The 18,656-nt window shown below is 57.9% G+C and carries 15 protein-coding genes; 1 reads left to right on the forward strand and 14 read right to left on the reverse strand.

The genetic code is table 11. The features are described 5' to 3' along the window. Positions 1-96: 96 nt before the first annotated feature. The 4 genes from htpG to ACIGEK_RS11960 form a co-directional block, all read right to left on the reverse strand. Positions 97-2,001: a molecular chaperone HtpG gene (gene htpG, locus ACIGEK_RS11945; RefSeq protein WP_397493524.1), complete on the reverse strand. Its 1,905-nt coding sequence runs from the start codon at positions 1,999-2,001 to the stop codon at positions 97-99. Between the two features lie 402 nt (positions 2,002-2,403). Then, on the reverse strand, positions 2,404-3,657 hold the full coding sequence (locus ACIGEK_RS11950; protein ID WP_397493525.1) for an MFS transporter: 1,254 nt from the start codon (positions 3,655-3,657) through the stop codon (positions 2,404-2,406). 53 nt (positions 3,658-3,710) lie between these two features. Beyond that, positions 3,711-4,157, reverse strand: a complete 447-nt coding sequence (locus ACIGEK_RS11955; protein WP_397493526.1) for a PaaI family thioesterase — start codon at positions 4,155-4,157, stop codon at positions 3,711-3,713. Continuing rightward, on the reverse strand, positions 4,154-4,630 hold the full coding sequence (locus ACIGEK_RS11960; protein WP_397493527.1) for a PaaI family thioesterase: 477 nt from the start codon (positions 4,628-4,630) through the stop codon (positions 4,154-4,156). The genes ACIGEK_RS11955 and ACIGEK_RS11960 overlap by 4 nt, the downstream gene beginning before the upstream one ends. A gap of 189 nt (positions 4,631-4,819) precedes the next feature. Between ACIGEK_RS11960 and ACIGEK_RS11965 the strand changes: the two genes are divergently transcribed. Then, positions 4,820-5,110: a hypothetical protein gene (locus ACIGEK_RS11965; RefSeq protein ID WP_304867232.1), complete on the forward strand. Its 291-nt coding sequence runs from the start codon at positions 4,820-4,822 to the stop codon at positions 5,108-5,110. 58 nt (positions 5,111-5,168) lie between these two features. Here ACIGEK_RS11965 and ACIGEK_RS11970 read toward each other — a convergent pair whose 3' ends face one another. The 10 genes from ACIGEK_RS11970 to sdhA all read right to left on the reverse strand — a co-directional run bounded on the left by ACIGEK_RS11970 (position 5,169) and on the right by sdhA (position 18,656). Continuing rightward, a complete protein-coding gene (locus tag ACIGEK_RS11970) occupies positions 5,169-5,561 on the reverse strand; it encodes an MAPEG family protein (RefSeq protein ID WP_397493528.1) in 393 nt (130 codons plus the stop codon). Continuing rightward, a complete protein-coding gene (locus ACIGEK_RS11975; RefSeq protein ID WP_397493529.1) occupies positions 5,558-6,292 on the reverse strand; it encodes a DUF599 domain-containing protein in 735 nt (244 codons plus the stop codon). Before ACIGEK_RS11975 ends, ACIGEK_RS11970 begins: the two co-directional genes overlap by 4 nt. Before the next feature lie 114 nt (positions 6,293-6,406). Continuing rightward, positions 6,407-7,720 carry a branched-chain amino acid transport system II carrier protein gene (brnQ, locus tag ACIGEK_RS11980; protein ID WP_397493530.1) on the reverse strand — a complete coding sequence of 438 codons (1,314 nt, stop codon included), beginning with the start codon at positions 7,718-7,720 and terminating at the stop codon, positions 6,407-6,409. 283 nt (positions 7,721-8,003) lie between these two features. Then, on the reverse strand, positions 8,004-8,891 hold the full coding sequence (gene sucD, locus ACIGEK_RS11985) for a succinate--CoA ligase subunit alpha (RefSeq protein ID WP_136664820.1): 888 nt from the start codon (positions 8,889-8,891) through the stop codon (positions 8,004-8,006). After that, positions 8,891-10,057, reverse strand: coding sequence for an ADP-forming succinate--CoA ligase subunit beta (gene sucC / locus ACIGEK_RS11990; protein ID WP_397493531.1), 1,167 nt, complete (start codon positions 10,055-10,057; stop codon positions 8,891-8,893). The genes sucD and sucC overlap by 1 nt, the downstream gene beginning before the upstream one ends. Before the next feature lie 208 nt (positions 10,058-10,265). Next, complete coding sequence (lpdA, locus tag ACIGEK_RS11995) at positions 10,266-11,702, reverse strand: dihydrolipoyl dehydrogenase (protein ID WP_397493532.1); 1,437 nt, start codon at positions 11,700-11,702, stop codon at positions 10,266-10,268. 66 nt (positions 11,703-11,768) lie between these two features. Further along, positions 11,769-13,001, reverse strand: coding sequence for a 2-oxoglutarate dehydrogenase complex dihydrolipoyllysine-residue succinyltransferase (gene odhB / locus ACIGEK_RS12000; protein ID WP_397493533.1), 1,233 nt, complete (start codon positions 12,999-13,001; stop codon positions 11,769-11,771). A 69-nt stretch (positions 13,002-13,070) separates the two neighbouring features. After that, positions 13,071-15,902: a 2-oxoglutarate dehydrogenase E1 component gene (locus tag ACIGEK_RS12005; RefSeq protein ID WP_397493534.1), complete on the reverse strand. Its 2,832-nt coding sequence runs from the start codon at positions 15,900-15,902 to the stop codon at positions 13,071-13,073. A gap of 247 nt (positions 15,903-16,149) precedes the next feature. Continuing rightward, positions 16,150-16,857, reverse strand: a complete 708-nt coding sequence (locus tag ACIGEK_RS12010; RefSeq protein ID WP_397494008.1) for a succinate dehydrogenase iron-sulfur subunit — start codon at positions 16,855-16,857, stop codon at positions 16,150-16,152. Between the two features lie 26 nt (positions 16,858-16,883). Then, positions 16,884-18,656: a succinate dehydrogenase flavoprotein subunit gene (gene sdhA, locus ACIGEK_RS12015; RefSeq protein ID WP_397493535.1), complete on the reverse strand. Its 1,773-nt coding sequence runs from the start codon at positions 18,654-18,656 to the stop codon at positions 16,884-16,886.

Raw genomic sequence — 18,656 nt, forward strand, 5'->3', positions numbered from 1 at the left:
GCGCAATGACAGCATGACAAACGAGCCTGCTCGGCCTGTCAATCAAACACCGACAAAAAAGCCCGCCAATGGCGGGCTTTTTAGGGGTTACACCGATCAGGCAGAAAGCTCGACCAGCAGCTTGTTCAAACGCTGCACGTAGGCCGCCGGATCTTTCAGGTTATCCCCAGCTGCCAGGGCAGCCTGGTCGAAGAGGATATGAGTGAGATCGGCAAAGCGCTGTTCGTCAGCCTCACCATCCAGCTTCTCGATCAGTGGGTGGTTTGGGTTGAATTCGAAGATCGGCTTGGAGTCCGGCACTTTCTGCCCGCTGGCTTCGAGGATCTGACGCATCTGCAGGCCCAGGTCCTGCTCACCAATGGCCAGGATTGCTGGCGAATCGGTCAGGCGATGGGAAACACGCACCTCGGCAACCTGCTCACCCAGCGCGGTTTTCAGGCGCTCGACCAGGCCTTCTTTAGCTTTGGCGACTTCTTCCTGGGCCTTCTTGTCTTCTTCCGAATCCAGCTTGCCGAGGTCCAGATCACCACGGGCCACGTCGACGAAATGCTTACCGTCGAACTCGGTCAGGTAGCTCATCAGCCACTCGTCGATACGGTCGGTGAGCAACAGCACTTCGATGCCTTTCTTGCGGAACACTTCCAGGTGCGGGCTGTTCTTGACCTGGGCATAGGATTCGCCAGTCAGGTAGTAGACCTTGTCCTGGCCGTCGGCCATACGTGCGATGTACTCGCCCAGGCCGACACTTTGCTCGCCGTCTTCGGTTTTAGTAGAAGCAAAACGCAATAGACCGGCGATCTTCTCCTTATTGGCGAAGTCTTCCGCCGGACCTTCCTTGAGTACCTGACCGAAGTTCTTCCAGAAGCTTTTGTATTCTTCCGGCTGGTTTTTCGCCAGTTTCTCCAGCATATCCAGTACGCGCTTAGTCAGCGCCGACTTCATCGAGTCGATGATCGGGTCTTTCTGCAGGATTTCGCGGGAGACGTTCAGCGACAGGTCGTTGGAGTCGACCACGCCCTTGATAAAGCGCAGGTACAGCGGCAGGAACGACTCGGCCTGATCCATGACGAACACGCGCTGCACATACAGCTTCAAGCCACGCGGGGCTTCGCGTTGATACAGGTCGAACGGCGCACGGGCCGGGGTATAGAGCAGCGAGGTGTATTCCAGCTTGCCCTCGACCTTGTTGTGGCTCCAGCTCAGCGGGTTCTCGAAATCGTGACCGATGTGCTTATAGAACTCCTGATATTCCTCGTCCTTGATCTCGGTACGCGGACGGGTCCACAGCGCGCTGGCACGGTTGACGGTTTCCCACTCCAGCGCCGGCGCCTCTTCGCCTTCTGCAACTGATTGTTCTTTCGGCAACTCGATAGGCAGAGCGATATGGTCGGAGTACTTCTTGATGATATTGCGCAGACGCCAGCCATCGGCGAATTCGTCTTCGGCTGCCTTCAGGTGCAGGACAATGCGCGTACCACGCTCGGCTTTCTCAACGGTGGCCACTTCAAAGTCGCCCTCGCCTTTGCTCGACCAATGCACACCTTCGCTGATTGGGCTGCCGGCACGACGGCTGTACACATCAACTTTGTCGGCAACGATAAAAGCTGAGTAGAAGCCCACACCGAATTGGCCGATCAGGTGCGAATCTTTCTTCTGGTCACCGGAGAGATGCTTCATAAAGTCGGCAGTGCCGGACTTGGCGATGGTACCCAGGTGGGTGATCGCATCCTCACGGTTCATACCAATGCCGTTGTCTTCGAGGGTGACGGTCTTGGCGTCTTTGTCGAAGCTGACACGGATTTTCAGCTCGGCGCCGCCTTCGAGCAGCTCAGGCTTGGCCAGCGCTTCAAAGCGCAGCTTGTCGGTGGCATCCGATGCGTTGGAAATCAGTTCGCGAAGGAAGATTTCCTTGTTCGAATACAGCGAATGGATCATCAGATGAAGCAGCTGCTTCACCTCGGTCTGGAAGCCCAGGGTTTCTTTTTGAGTTTCCACACTCATGCTCTCTTACTCCACGTTGTTGACGAAGCCGCAGTGCGGCGGATGTCATACAAATGGGGGCATGTTGTGAGATTTCAAGTGTTTGGCTGCAGAACCTGTTTAGGATCTTACGAGCTAGATACCTGCAAGGCGCTACGTTAGTAACAGCCTCCGGCTGATCAAAGCGGCAAGAAACGTAGCGTAGTGCAGTAACAGCCGTAGGCTGGCCCACTGGGTGAGCGCAGCGAATCAAGCGGACTGGGCTCGCACACGAGTGAACTGTTGTACATGAGCATTACTCGCTTCACTCGCCCTTCTGGTCGCGCTAAAGCGCGTTAGCCGCAAGCGGCTTCCGACCGGGCTGGCGCCCCAGGCTGTTTTTAACGCAGCAGGGCCGACGCGCAGCAGATCGTAAATAGGTTCTCAGGGCTCAAGCAACTCGATGCGAGTAATCTCTTCTGGCAACAGGCTGTAGCTGACTTCGCCCTGCCCGCTCATGCGCTGACGCAGGATGATCCGGCCGTCCTGATCGATACCATGGAAACGCCCCTCGGCGCTGTTACCGCGTTCAGTGGTAGCGCGCATGCTGAGGTTTTCATAGCGGTTGGGGCTGCGCAGCAAGCCGTCGAGACTGAAGCGCACGCGCCGATCCAGAGGTCGGCTGACTCGCTCCGGAACCACCGCCGCTACTGCAGCCAGTTTGGCTTCGGCAACGGGTGGCGCAACTGCGCTAGGCAATGCTGGAAAACTGTCGGCAGCAACCTGCCAGCCACGTTTGTCCTGCTTCTGCAGCAGGATCGGCAACTGCTGCAGTTCGCCATTGATCCGCGCCTGGACATTCAGATCAACCCTCTGCAGGGGAAAATTCAGGTTGCCGATTGGCAGCAACTCAACCCGGCGAGTAGCAAAACGGCGTTCTAAATAGTCCCGAATCACGTGACTGATGGTATCAACCGAGTCGAACTGGCGGTCCACCTTATCGCCCTGGTAGCGCAGGCCGTTGCGGAACAGCTCAAGCTTGCCGCTCAGGGTGGTTTTGAACTGCGGCGGCAGTACCAGGTGGAAATCGCCGGCCAGCTTGTTCGGCGGCACCGGCTGCAAATCCAGATGCAGGGTGTAGCCACGGCTCAAGCGCCGCGCTTCGGGCAACTCCTGCTCCGGCAATAACCAGCTGATTTCCACTTCCGGCAGTATGCCTTCGTCGGCCGGCAGCACATCGGCCCGCACCGGACCTTTGTCGACTTTCGGCAGGCGAATCACCAGCTCACTCTGAGCGAAGAAATCCTGGCCCTCACGCAAACTCAGCACGCCATCGAGCAATTCGGCCTGCTGCGGTGCGAATGGTCGGCCATTCAGCTGGCCACGCAGATCAATGGCCAGCTCAGCCGGTGCCTGTACCTCGGGTTTGAGCCACTTGAGGCTAAGGATGGCCTCCAGACGTTGCGCATCGTGGCTGGCCAGCAAGGTCAGGCCGACCACCAGTGGAATAATCCCCAGACTGGCCAACGCCAAGGCTGGCCGCGCCGAACGCCAGTGGCGCAACACGTATAGCAAGGTGAACGGCGGCAGGAAACTGGCCCAGCCCCAGAGCAGGCTGGTAGCAAAGGCGCGCATTACCAGCCAGACCAGCCCGGCAAGTATCAGCAGCAAGCCACCCAGAATCAGCAGCGCATCCATTCAGTATTCCTTAGCGATGGTTAAACGAGGAGTTTCCCGCAGGCTCGCAGGCCTTATGGTTCATCGACCTTAAAATGCGCCCGCGCCGTAGCAATCGGCTCAGTCTGGTTGGTTTGCCAGGCAGTGATCGCCACGTTGGCGACCCGACGGCCCTGACGCCACACCTGGCATTGCACGAAGGTGTCACGATAATGGCCAGCGCGAAGGTAATCTATCGAGAAGTCGATGATTTTCGGCAAATGTGGAATACCCATAAACATCAACAGGTGAAGCATCGCCGAATGTTCCATAAAGCCGGCGATCACCCCGCCATGCAGCGCAGGCAAGGTCGGATTGCCGATGCAGTCCTGGTTGGCCGGCAGGCGAAACACCATGTCATCACCCAGGCGCAGGCACTCAATACCGAGCAACTTGGCGTAGGGGATCAGACTGATCAGTGGGTCGTAGTTGTTCTGCTCGTGAGCTTCGCGCACCAGCTCGTTGAGATTCAGCGTACTCATTGGCCACCGCCCTTAACACTGCTGGTGACCGGCTTGCCGCTCTGGGCATGTTTACCCATGCGCATAAACGCCCCGACCACATGGGCAATCGGCTCATCGGGATTGTCCTGGTAGGCATAGCCCCGGGTGAAGATGATGTTCTCGGTCACCCGGTAACACTCGGCGAAACCAAATACATCCTTGTTCGGCTCAGCCGGGCGCATGTAATCGATGCGCAAGTCGAGGGTCGGGCAAATTTCGAATTCAGGCAGCACGCACACGGTGGAAATGCCACAGGTAGTATCCATCAGCGTAGTAATAGCACCACCGTGGATCACTCCGGTTTCCGGGTTGCCTACAATTTGCGGGCTGTAAGGTAAACGCAGGATCAGCCCCTGCGCATCGGCGCTGTGCACGCTCATGCCCAGCACCTGGCAATGGCGCAACACCGATAGAAAACGCTGCGCCCGCGCAACAATAGGGGAATCGCTCATGACTTCAGACTCAGGACAACTGTACAAAGGGTGAGCATGATACCTGCTGACACAAAGCCCGACACCACGGAGGCGCCTTGGGATGAGAACTGCCAGGTAATTAATAGGGAACTTCGGCGAAACCGCGCTGTTTAATAGCTATGCCCGGGTAACCCGGCATTGATTTCTACATTACAAGGAGTACTAACCGTGCAAAAGCCATTCACCTATGCCCTGCTTCTCGCCGCCATGCTCGGCCTGGCAGCTTGCGAGAAAACCCCGGAAGACAAAGTAGAGTCGGCCAAGGAATCCGCTGCTGAAGCAATCGAATCCATGGGTGATGCCGTTGAAGAAACCGGCGAAGCCATTGAGCAGAAAGCCGATGAAGTGATGGGCACCGAGCCGACCACTGGCGAGAAAATTGAAGATGCTGCCAATGATGCAGCTGATGCCATCAACGATGCTGGCGATGAAGTCAAAGACGCTGTCGACGGCCAGTAAGCCCTCCAGCTGAAACAAACAAGCCCGCTGAATGCGGGCTTGTTTGTTTATGGCGCTATCAAAGCGCCGGCGTAAGCATCAGCAGCAGACTGCACAGCAACCCGACCACCCAGACCACGCTGCGCTGCCAGTGCAGGTCAGCCCAGTAGAAAAACAGATACAGCACCCGCGCCACCACGAAGGTCACCGCCAAGACATCCACCAGAACGCCGTGGTTATTGGTCACATGGGCCATCAGCACGCCCACGGCAAACAGCGGAAACGCCTCAAAGCTATTCAGGTGCGCCGCCAAAGCACGCGCACCAAAGCCCGTCAGACGCCCTTGCTGAGCGCGTGGGTGGTGGTTGTCGTAATGACCGTCACCCTCCTTCGCCATGGCCTTGGCCACTGGGGCCTTGGCAATAAAAATCAGCAGTGCGCTGATAAAGATGCACCAGAACGGGATGCTCATTCGCTTTTCTCCTTGGGTGATTCGAACGCCGGGGTCTGGGTGTAGACCATCACCTCCAGTACATCGGAGTGAAATTCGCGGCGGTACAACACCAATACCACACCTGCGCTGACCAGCATGAAAAACCATGGGTTGATGAACCAGGACAGGGTTGCCATGCCGAAGTAATAGGCGCGCAAACCCTGGTTGAACTGGTTGGCGGCCATCGAGATCACCCGCGCGGTGCGCTCGGCAAAGGCTTTGCGCTCCTGCTCCGTCACGTGCCGCTCGCCCACCATCGGCGCAGACCCCACCAACACGGCAGCGAAGTTGTACTGACGCATGCACCAACTGAAGGTAAAGAAGGCGTAGACGAACACCACTCCCAGACACAGCAGCTTGACCTCGGACAGCTCGCGACTAGCCGCCTGCACAAAGGGCAGATCGGCCAGCAGTGAAACCGCGCGATCAGAGGCGCCGAGCACGGTGAGAATACCGGCGAGGATGATCAGCGTACTCGAGGCGAAGAACGAGGCATTACGCTCCAGATTGCCGATCACGTTGGCATCGGCGATACGGTTGTCGCGCAGCAGCATGCGGCGCATCCAGTCCTCACGGTACAGGTGCAGCACACTGGCCAAGCATGGCGTGGTGCGGCCCTTGGCCTGGGCATAGCGGGTGTAACCGCCCCAGCAAATAACGAACCAGAGAACGGCAAGCAAGTGCGGCAGGTAGTAGTCACTGATTGGCATGCAAACTCCTTGTTAACCTGCGCCGATTATAGACAGGCCTGGCTTTCAGCTGGCCAACAAAAAGGCCGCTCATTGAGCGGCCTGGGGTAAACAGCAGAGACTAAGCAGCAGAACTTAGGCTGCCGCAGTTTTCGGCGTACCCAGTACGCGGTCCACCACAACAGCCAAGGCCAAAGTCAGCAGCACCGGCAACAGCCAGCCGAGGCTCTGATCCGCTAACGGCAATTGGCTGAAGAAGTTTGGAACCAGCGCCTTGCCACCGGCTGCGGCAATCCCGTCAACCAGACCAAACACTAAGGTGACAACCATCACCGGGCGAAATACCCGCGCCGACGAACACCACAGATCATCCAGCAGACTCAGCGCCACCAATACGATTGCCAGTGGGTACAAACCAACCAACACCGGAATCGAGAAGCTGATCAGTTGAGTCAGCCCTTGGTTGGCAACCAGCAGGCTGAACAGACCGAAGGTGATCACTACCATACGGTAGGAGACCGGTAACAGGCCGCTAAAGAACTCGCCACAGGCCGTCAGCAAACCCACAGCGGTGGTCAGACAGGCCAGAGTGATAACCACGGCCAGCAGCAAGCTGCCGGCCGTGCCAAAGGTGTGCTGCACATAGGCGGTGAGAACCTGAACGCCATTCTGCGCTTCACCGGCAATCTCCTGGCTGGTTGCGCCAAGATAGAACAGCGCCAGGTACACCAGCGACAGGCCAAGCGCAGCGATCAGGCCGGCAATCACCGAATAGCGGGTGATCAGTTTACCGTCGGTTACGCCATGGTCACGAATTGCGGTGGCAATCACGATGCCGAACACCAGCGCACCGAGGGTATCCATGGTCAAGTAGCCCTGCAGAAACCCCTGCACAAAGGGCGTGCTCTGATAATCCGGCGAAACCTGGCCGATCGCCCCGGCGGGAACCAGCAGCGCCGCGCCGCCCAATACCAACAGCGCCGCCAGCAGCACCGGGGTGATGTACTTGCCGATGCGGTCAACCAGCTGTCCAGGATTGAGAGACAGAAACAGCACTGCTGCAAAGTAAGCCAAGGTGTAGAGCAACAAGGCCGTGCTGCTATTGCCACTGAACGGCGCAACGCCCATCTCGAACGACACCACCGCAGTGCGTGGCGTGGCAAACAGCGGGCCGATGGCCAGGTAAACCGCTACCGCAAATAGCACACCGGCACGCTTGCCCAGCGGCGCGGTCAACAGCGCCATACCGCCGCCAACGCGAGCCAGCGCGACAATAGTCAGTAGCGGCAAACCAACGCCCGTGAGCAGGAACCCCAGCGCCGCCGGGCCAATATTTTCACCCGCAGCCATGCCGGCACTGGGTGGAAAGATGATGTTACCGGCGCCTAGGAACAGCGCAAACGTCATAAAACCGAGGGCCAGGAGATCCGAGCCTTTCAAACGAGTCATAGAAGGGAATACCACAGGCAGAAAGTTAAAAGTTCCGAGGGTTTCCCGATGGATCGGGGGAAACGTCACCCAGCCGGTTAAGCGGGGCCACTGCAGCACCCTGAGCCGCTTGTGGCGGAGCAGGCGCTAATAGTTGCAAGCCTAACGAAATTGACGCCGCAGCGGCACTGACGCAGGTCAGGCTGTCGGACTGGTGAAAAAAGCTGTCGCATCGGCAACAGTTCATCCCAGGCTGCAATAAAAAAGGCCACCCGAAGGTGGCCTTTTCTCAGATCAAAAAGCCTTAGGCTTTTTTCACTTCCCAACCGGTCAGCTCGGCCAGGGCCTTACCGATGTCAGCCAGGGAACGCACGGTTTTCACACCAGCGTCTTGCAGGGCTGCGAACTTCTCGTCTGCAGTACCCTTGCCGCCGGAGATGATTGCGCCGGCATGGCCCATACGCTTGCCTGGAGGCGCAGTAACGCCGGCAATATAGGACACAACTGGCTTGGTCACGTTAGCCTTGATGTAGGCAGCCGCTTCTTCTTCAGCCGAACCGCCGATCTCACCGATCATCACGATCGCTTCAGTCTTCGGGTCTTCCTGGAACAGCTTCAGGATGTCGATGAAGTTGGAGCCTGGGATCGGGTCACCACCGATACCAACACAGGTGGACTGACCGAAACCGGCGTCAGTGGTCTGCTTAACGGCTTCGTAAGTCAGGGTGCCGGAACGCGACACGATGCCTACTTTGCCTGGCAAGTGGATGTGGCCCGGCATGATACCGATCTTGCACTCACCCGGAGTGATAACGCCTGGGCAGTTAGGGCCGATCAGGACCACGCCCAGCTCGTCACACTTGACCTTGGCTTCGAGCATGTCGATGGTCGCGATGCCTTCGGTGATGCAGACGATCAGCTTGATGCCGCCCATGGCCGCTTCGAGGATCGAGTCCTTGCAGAACGGAGCAGGAACGTAGATCACGCTGGCAGTGGCGCCAGTCTGCTCAACTGCTTCACGCACGGTGTTGAACACCGGCAGATTCAGGTGAGTAGTGCCGCCTTTACCCGGAGTCACGCCGCCAACCATTTTGGTGCCGTAGGCAATGGCTTGCTCGGAGTGGAAAGTACCCTGCGAGCCGGTGAAGCCCTGGCAGATAACCTTGGTGTCTTTATTGATCAGGACGCTCATTACTTGCCCTCCGCAGCTTTGACGACTTGCTGAGCAGCGTCGGTCAGGCTGGTTGCCGCGATGATGTTCAGGCCGCTTTCAGCCAGAACCTTGGCGCCCAGTTCAGCGTTGTTGCCTTCCAGACGAACGACAACCGGAATCTTCACGCCGACTTCTTTCACTGCACCGATGATGCCTTCGGCAATCATGTCGCAACGAACGATACCGCCGAAGATGTTCACCAGTACGGCAGCTACGTTGCTGTCGGACAGGATGATCTTGAAGGCTTCAGTCACGCGCTCTTTGGTTGCACCGCCACCTACGTCGAGGAAGTTGGCTGGCTTGCCGCCGTGCAGGTTGACGATGTCCATGGTACCCATGGCCAGGCCAGCACCGTTGACCATGCAGCCGATGTTGCCTTCTAGGGCAACGTAGTTCAGTTCGAACTTGGCAGCGTGGGCTTCACGTGGATCGTCCTGGGACGGATCGTGCATAGCGCGCAGCTTTGGCTGGCGGTACATCGCGTTGGCGTCGATGTTGATCTTGGCATCGAGGCAATGCAGGTTGCCGTCAGCCTTGATCACCAGCGGGTTCACTTCCAGCAGAGCCAGGTCGTAGTCCTGGAACAGCTTGGCCAGACCAACGAAGATCTGAGTGAACTGCTTGATCTGATCACCTTCCAGACCCAGCTGGAAAGCCAGGTCACGGCCCTGGAACGGCTGAGCGCCGACCAGCGGGTCGATGGTGGCCTTGAGAATCTTCTCAGGGGTGTCGTGAGCGATCTTCTCGATGTCCACGCCACCTTCGGTGGAAGCCATGAACACGATACGACGGCTCGAACGATCTACAACGGCGCCCAGGTACAGTTCCTTGGCGATGTCGGTGCAGGATTCGACCAGGATCTGATTGACCGGTTGACCATTGGCATCAGTCTGATAAGTCACCAGACGCTTGCCCAGCCAGTTGGCAGCAAAGGCCTTGGCGTCTTCTTTGCTCTTAACCAGCTTCACGCCGCCAGCTTTACCGCGACCACCGGCATGAACTTGAGCCTTAACGACCCACTCAGTGCCACCGATTTTTTCGCAGGCTGCTGCGGCTTCTTCCGGGGTGTTTACCGCGAAGCCCTTGGATACGGGCAGGCCGTATTCAGCGAACAGCTGCTTACCCTGATACTCGTGGAGATTCATGCTTGTCTACCGTCTTCGTTTAGGTATTGCGCATACGGTGCTGCACTTGTGATGCCGCACCACCTGTGACTGCTTCTGCAGCAATCCGGCTGACGTTCCGCGCAGAACCTGAGCTGTACGCGGGCAGTCGGCCGTGGTTCTTCCTGTTGAGCTGTACCTTCACCGGTACACAATGCCGGTGAAGGCATACGCTCAAACAAACAACGACTTAACGCTTCTTGCGGTTGGCGACGTGGATGGCGTGGCCATTCACTGCCAGAGCAGCTTCGTGCAGTGCTTCGGACAGCGTCGGGTGGGAGAAGACCATCATCCCCAGATCCTCGGCGCTGGTGCCGAATTCCATACCGATTGCACCTTGCTGCACCAGTTCGGCAGCGCTTGGACCAATCACATGTACACCCAGGACGCGGTCGGTGTTGGCATCAGCGATGACCTTGACCATGCCGCCGGTGTCGTTGGCCGCCATGGCGCGACCGCTGGCAGCGAACGGGAAGGTACCGACGTTAACGGCAACGCCTTCAGTCTTCAGCTGCTGCTCGGTTTTACCGACCCATGCGATTTCCGGGTGGGTGTAGATGACCGATGGGATCAGGTCGTAGTTCATCTGGGCTTTGTGGCCGGCGATACGCTCGGCAACCATGATCCCCTCTTCCGACGCCTTGTGAGCCAGCATCGCGCCGCGCACCACGTCACCAATGGCATAAACGCCCGGTACGCTGGTGGCGCACTGGTCGTCAACGAAGATGAAGCCACGCTCGTCCATATCGACGCCGCTATCGGCTGCCAACAGGTCGGTGGTCACCGGACGACGACCGACCGCAACGATCAGCTTGTCGAACACGATTTTCTGCTCGCCTTCGGCGTCGGTGAAGTTGACCGTAACCTGCTTCTTCTTCACTTCCGAACCGGTAACGCGAGCGCCCAGACGGATTTTCAGGCCTTGCTTGGTGAAGGTTTTCAGCGCTTCCTTCGCGATCTGCTCATCGGCAGCCGGGAGGAACTTGTCCAGCGCTTCCAGCACGGTCACTTCAGCACCCAGGCGAGCCCAGACCGAACCCAGCTCCAGACCGATTACGCCAGCGCCGATCACGCCCAGCTTCTTCGGTACGCTCTGGAATTCCAGGGCACCGGTGGAGTCGACGATCACATCTTGATCAACTGGGGCTGGTGGGATGTCAATCGGCTTGGAGCCGGAGGCCAAGATCACGTTCTCAGCTTCGACGATCTGCGTCTTGCCATCAGAACCAGTGACTTCAACCTGTTTACCCGCCAGCAGCTTGCCGTGACCTTCGAGCAGGGTCACACCATTGGCCTTGAACAGAGTAGCGACGCCGCCGGTGAGATTCTTCACGATGTTGGCTTTACGGCCAATCATTGCCGGTACGTCGATGGTTACGCCCTTGGCTTCGATACCGTGAATGGCGAAGTGGTCCTTCGCCTCGTAGTATTTCCAAGAACTATCCAGCAACGCCTTGGACGGAATGCAGCCGACGTTCAGGCAAGTACCACCGAGCGCAATCTTGCCCTCTTTATCCTGGTACTTCTCGATGCATGCAGTCTTCAAACCGAGCTGAGCTGCTTTGATGGCGGCTACATAGCCGCCAGGGCCGGCACCGATGACTACCACGTCGAATTTCTGGGTCATAACGTATTCCTTCTCGAATAAACCGGACGGCCCTGATTAGAGGGCCGCCGTGGGAGAAACTGGCTTTTAGATATCCAGCAGCAGGCGCGCCGGGTCTTCCAGCAAGTTCTTGATGGTCACCAGGAAGGTCACGGCTTCCTTACCATCAATCAGGCGGTGATCGTAGGACAACGCCAGGTACATCATCGGACGGATAACCACCTGACCGTTCACTGCCATCGGACGCTGGATGATGTTGTGCATCCCCAGAATCGCAGCTTGCGGCGGGTTGACGATCGGCGTCGACATCATCGAACCGAAGGTACCACCGTTAGTGATGGTGAAGGTGCCGCCGGTCATTTCTTCGATCGACAGCTTGCCGTCTTTGGCTTTCTTGCCAAAGGTGGCGATGCCGTTTTCGATTTCAGCCAGGCTCATCAGCTCGGCGTTACGCAGCACAGGAACGACCAGGCCACGGTCGCTGGATACGGCAACACCGATGTCGGCGTAACCGTGGTAAACGATGTCAGTGCCGTCGATCGAGGCGTTGACTGCTGGGAAACGCTTCAGCGCTTCGGTCGCAGCCTTAACGAAGAACGACATAAAGCCCAGGCGTACGCCGTTGTGGCTCTTCTCGAACAGGTCTTTGTACTTCGAGCGCAGCGCCATGACTTCAGTCATGTCGACTTCGTTGAAAGTGGTCAGCATGGCCATGGAGGACTGTGCTTCGACCAAACGCTCGGCGATCTTGGCGCGCAGACGGGTCATCGGCACACGCTTCTCGGTACGGTCGCCAGTGGCGAATACCGGAGAGGCAGCAGCTGGCGCGGCAGGTTTGGCAGCAGGTGCAGCAGCTGGCGCATTCTTCTTCGCTTCAACGGCAGCAACCACGTCTTCCTTGGTTACGCGACCGCCTTTGCCGGTGCCAGCGATGCTGTTCGGGTCAATACCATTTTCTTCGGCGATCTTGCGCGCAGCTGGCGAAAGAATCTGATCGTCGCCTGCGGCAACAGCCGGAGCAGCAGGTGCAGCAGGTGCAGCAGCAGCAGTCTGAGCAGCAGCCGGCGCAGGTGCAGCAGCGCCGCCCTCACCCAGGGTGCCGAGCAGTTCGTTGCTGAGGACGGTATCGCCTTCATTCTTGATGATTTCTGCGAGGACGCCGTCGGCCTCGGCCAGCACTTCGATCACTACTTTGTCGGTTTCGATGTCGACGATCAGCTCGTCGCGCTTGACCGCATCGCCCGGCTTCTTGTGCCAAGTGGCCACGGTGCCGTCGGCAACCGATTCCGGGAAAGTAGGGGCTTTGATCTCGATAGCCATTGTGTGTGGTTCCTTAAATTCGGTTTCTTCTAGCAGGCGGCCCTATTGGCCGCCTGTTGCGCGAAGGCGTTAAACAGTAAAGGCGTCTTGCAGGAGTTTTTCCTGCTGTTCGGCGTGCAGCGATGCATAACCACAAGCAGGTGCAGCAGATGCATCACGACCTGCGTACTCAAGGAACAGCGCTTTCTTGTGCGCTGTCGCCACGCGACGCATGTGATGCTGACTGCAGTACCAGGCGCCCTGGTTCATCGGCTCTTCCTGACACCAGACGATATGTTTGAGGTGCTTGTACGGAGCCAAAGCCTCGTTCAAATCGTCTTCCGGGAACGGATAGAGCTGCTCGATACGCACGATGGCGATGTCTTCGCGGCCTTCGTTGCGGCGTTTCTCCAGCAAGTCGTAGTAGACCTTGCCGCTGCACAGCACCAGGCGCTCGACTTTCTTCGGATCGATTGCATCGATCTCCGGAATCACGGTCTGGAACGAGCCTTCGGCCAGATCTTCCAGGGTCGAGATGGCCAATTTGTGGCGCAGCAGCGACTTCGGCGTCAATACGACCAATGGCTTGCGCAGCGGGCGAATAACCTGGCGACGCAGCAGATGGTAGATCTGCGCCGGGGTAGTCGGTACGGCAACCTGCATGTTGTGCTCGGCGCACAGCTGCAGATAGCGCTCCAGACGCGCCGAGCTGTGCTCAGGCCCCTGCCCTTCATAACCGTGCGGCAACAGCATGGTCAGACCGCAGAGGCGGCCCCACTTGTGCTCGCCACTGGAAATGAACTGGTCGAATACCACCTGGGCACCGTTGGCAAAGTCGCCGAACTGCGCTTCCCAAATCACCAGCGACTGCGGCTGGGTGGTGGCATAGCCATATTCAAAGGCCAGTACGGCTTCTTCCGAGAGGAAGGAATCGTACAGATCGAAACGCGGCTGCCCCTGATAAAGGTTCTGCAGCGGCAGATGGGTGCTGGCATCCTTCTGGTTGTGCAGCACCGCGTGACGGTGCGAGAAGGTGCCGCGGCCGATGTCCTGACCGGTCATGCGGATCGGATGGCCTTCGAACAACAGGGTGGCGTACGCCATGGTCTCGGCGTAGCCCCAGTTGATCGGCAGCGCACCTGCGCTCATCTTCTGGCGGTCTTCGAGAATTTTCGCAACCTGGCGCTGCACAACGAAGCCGTCTGGAATTTCCAGCAGCTTGTTGGACAGTTCCTGCAGGGTTTTCAGCTCGAAACGCGTGTCGTGACGCGCGGTCCAGGCGTGGCCCAGGTAAGGACGCCAATCAACGAACAGTTCCTTGTTAGGCTCTTTGACCAGGCTCTTGACCACATGCTGGCCGTTATCCAGCGCAGTACGGTAGTCGTCGATCTTGGCCTGAACCTGATCAACAGAATGGCCCGCCGCTGCAGTAAGCGCGTCGGCATACAGCTCACGGGTAGTGCGCTGCTTGGTGATTTGCTGATACATGATCGGCTGAGTGCCACTCGGCTCATCGGCCTCGTTGTGGCCGCGGCGGCGGTAGCAAACCAGGTCGATGACCACGTCACGCTTGTACTGCATGCGGTAATCGACAGCCAGTTGGGTGACGAACAGCACCGCTTCCGGGTCATCGCCGTTAACGTGCAGGATCGGCGCCTGGATCATCTTCGCCACATCAGTGCAGTACTCGGTGGAACGCGAGTCCAGCGGGTTGCTAATGGTGAAGCCAACCTGGTTGTTGATAACGATGTGGATGGTGCCGCCCGTCTTGAAGCCACGGGTCTGCGACATCTGGAAGGTTTCCATGACCACACCCTGACCGGCGAATGCCGCATCACCGTGCAGGGAAACCGGTAGAACTTTCTCGCCAACGGCATCGTTGCGACGGTCCTGACGGGCGCGCACCGAACCTTCGACTACTGGAGAAACGATCTCCAAGTGCGACGGGTTGAACGCCATCGCCAGGTGCACTTCGCCGCCAGCGGTCATTACGTTGGAGGAGAAGCCCTGGTGGTATTTCACGTCACCGGAGGACAGGCCTTCGGTTTTTTTGCCTTCGAACTCGTCGAACAGGTCGCGCGGGTTCTTGCCGAAGGTGTTGACCAACACGTTGAGACGACCACGGTGGGCCATGCCGATGACGATTTCCTTGGTGCCGTAGGAACCGGAACGCTGGATCACTTCATCGAGCAATGGAATCAGGCTCTCGCCGCCCTCCAGACCGAAGCGTTTGGTACCCGGATACTTGGTGCCCAGGTACTTTTCCAGACCTTCAGCTGCGGTCAGGCGCTCAAGCAGGTGGCTCTGCACCTCAACCGAGAATTGTGGACGACCACGGACGCTTTCCAGACGCTGCTGGAACCAGCTGCGCTGCTCGGAATCAACGATATGGGTGAACTCGGCACCGATGGTGCGGCAATATGTCTGCTGCAACGCATCGCGAATTTCGCGCAGAGTAGCCTCTTCCTTGCCAATGAACAGCCCACCGGTACGGAAGGTGGTGTCCAGGTCGGCGTCGGTCAGACCATAGTGATTGATTGCCAGATCGGCCGGTACAGGACGCTTCCAGAGGCCAAGCGGATCGAGCTGGGCAGCCTGATGGCCGCGCATGCGATAAGCCTGAATCAGGCGCAGCACTTCGACTTGCTTCTTTTCGTGCTCACTGCTGACGCTACCAGCGGACACCGGTTGGGCGCGGCGCTGATTTTTAGCGAGCAAGACGAAATGATCGCGAATCGTTGAATGCGATACGTCTGTGGCGGCGCTGCCGTCGGTCGGCAACTTCTGGAAGTAAGTGCGCCACTCTTCTGGCACAGCGTTGGGATCGTGCAGGTAAAGCTCATAGAGCTCTTCCACATAGGCAGCGTTACCACCGGATAGGTGGGCACTGTCCCACATGCGCTGCATCACGCTTTCTTGCATGCTTGGTCACCCTCGGTAAGGGGACACCACCGGCGAAGAAACCGCATGGCTGTCAGTCCTGAAGCAGCGACTGGTAAGCCACTACGGATCCCGCAGATAGTCCGGGCACCAGCCCGGATGCCCCTGCTGGTCGTCATATTTTTCAAATTAAGAACCACCGCTTTGTGAGCAGCAGCCTTGGCTAAAACTACGGCGCTGGGTTGAAAGCAGCGCCGCAGGTATTACAGGTCTAGCAAACAACCGTGAATCAGGTACCGCTCTGCAACAACATGTTGCGTACGTGGCCGATCGCCTTAGTCGGGTTGAGACCCTTAGGGCAAACGTTCACGCAGTTCATGATGCCGCGGCAACGGAACACGCTGAACGGATCATCCAGGGACGCCAGACGCTCTTCGGTCTTGGTGTCACGGCTGTCCGCCAGGAAACGATAAGCTTGCAGCAATGCAGCTGGGCCGAGGAATTTGTCTGGATTCCACCAGAACGACGGGCAGCTGGTGGAGCAGCAGGCGCACAGAATGCACTCATACAGACCGTCCAACTTCTCGCGTTCTTCCGGAGTCTGCAGGCGCTCAATGGCCGGGGCCGGCGTATCGTTCTGCAAAAACGGCTGCACCTTCTCGTACTGCTTGTAGAAGATGCTCATATCAACAACTAGGTCACGAATGACCGGCAGGCCAGGCAGCGGACGAATCACCAGCTTGCCACCTTTAAGGCCAGCAGCCGAAAGCGGCGTGATGCAGGCCAGGCCATTCTTACCGTTGATATTCATGCCGTCAGAGCCACATACGCCCTCACGACAGGAACGACGGTAAGAAAAACCCTGGTCCTGTTCCTTGATCAACGCAAGCACGTCAAGGACCATAACGTCCTTACCACCGGTATCGACCTGGAAGTCCTGCATAAACGGCGCAGCGTCCTGCTCCGGGTTGTAACGATAAACGCTTACTTGTAACAGATTGGCTTGCGACATATCGGCCACCCTTAGTAAGTACGAATCTTGGGTTCGAACGCCGGCACTGTTTTCGGCGTGAAGTTGACGGCACGTTTGCTGACGCGCTTCTCACCTGGGAAATACAGGGAGTGGCACAGCCAGTTTTCGTCGTCACGCTCTTCAAAGTCTTCACGGGCGTGAGCACCACGGGATTCTTTACGAACCTCAGCAGCGATCGCGGTGGCTTCAGCCACTTCGAGAAGGTTTTGCAGTTCCAACGCTTCAATACGCGCAGTGTTAAACGCCTGGCTCTTATCTGCGATTTTGACGTTCGAGATACGCTCACGCAGGTCGGTCAGTTGTTCGATGCCCTTTTGCATGTACTCACCGGTGCGGAATACACCGAAGTAATTTTGCATGCAGTTCTGCAGTTCTTTACGCAGCGGCGCAACGTCTTCGCCGGTGGTGCGCTCATTGACGCCAGCCAAACGCTTGAGCGACTGCTCAATGTCCGTCTCGGATGCGCCACGCGCATCCACGCCTTCTTTCAGCGCTTTTTCCAAATGGATGCCGGCAGCACGGCCGAACACCACCAGGTCAAGCAACGAGTTACCGCCCAGACGGTTAGCACCGTGCACCGATACGCAGGCTACTTCACCGACCGCAAAAAGACCGTCGATGATCTTGTCGTTGCCGTTGGCATCCTGAGTAATCGCCTGGCCATGAATATTGGTCGGCACGCCGCCCATCATGTAGTGGCAGGTTGGCACGACAGGGATTGGCGCAACAACCGGATCCACGTGAGCAAAGGTCTTCGACAGCTCGCAGATACCAGGCAGGCGGCTGTGCAGCACCTCCTCACCCAGGTGATCGAGCTTGAGCATCACATGATCGCCATCAGGACCACAGCCGTTACCGGCAATGATTTCCTTGACCATCGAGCGCGCAACTACATCGCGACCAGCGAGGTCTTTGGCGTTTGGCGCATAGCGCTCCATGAAACGCTCGCCGTGCTTGTTGATCAGGTAACCACCCTCACCACGGCAACCTTCGGTTACCAGCGTACCGGCACCTGCGATACCCGTCGGGTGGAACTGCCACATTTCGATGTCTTGCACCGGAACGCCAGCACGCAGAGCCATGCCCACACCGTCACCGGTGTTGATCAGAGCGTTGGTGGTGGAAGCATAGATGCGACCAGCACCACCGGTGGCCAGAACAGTGGCCTTGGAGCGGATGTAAACGGTTTCGCCGGTTTCAATGCAGATAGCGATGGTGCCGACCACGGCACCATCCTGATTCTTCACCAGATCGACCGCGTACCATTCGTTCAAGAACGAAGTGCCGGCTTTCAAGTTGGCCTGGTACAGCGTGTGCAGCAGTGCGTGACCGGTACGGTCAGCTGCAGCGCAGGTACGGGCTGCCTGGGTAGGGTTATCCGGCCCCTTGGACTGACCGCCGAACGGGCGCTGATAAATGCGACCCTGCTCAGTACGGGAAAATGGCAAGCCCATGTGCTCGAGCTCGAATACGGCTTCCGGACCTACGGAACACATGTACTCGATCGCGTCTTGGTCACCGATATAGTCGGAACCTTTAACGGTGTCATACATGTGCCAGCGCCAATCGTCATTCGGATCGACCGAGGCGATGGCGCAGGTGATGCCACCCTGAGCGGACACAGTGTGCGAACGGGTCGGGAAGACCTTAGTCACAACTGCGGTTTTATGACCACCCTGAGCCAACTGCAGTGCAGCGCGCATACCCGCGCCGCCGCCGCCAATAATGATGGCGTCATATGAAAGAGTGCGAATGCTTGTCAT

Origin of the sequence: Pseudomonas sp. NPDC079086, assembly GCF_044542155.1 — a bacterium.
Classification (GTDB): domain Bacteria; phylum Pseudomonadota; class Gammaproteobacteria; order Pseudomonadales; family Pseudomonadaceae; genus Aquipseudomonas.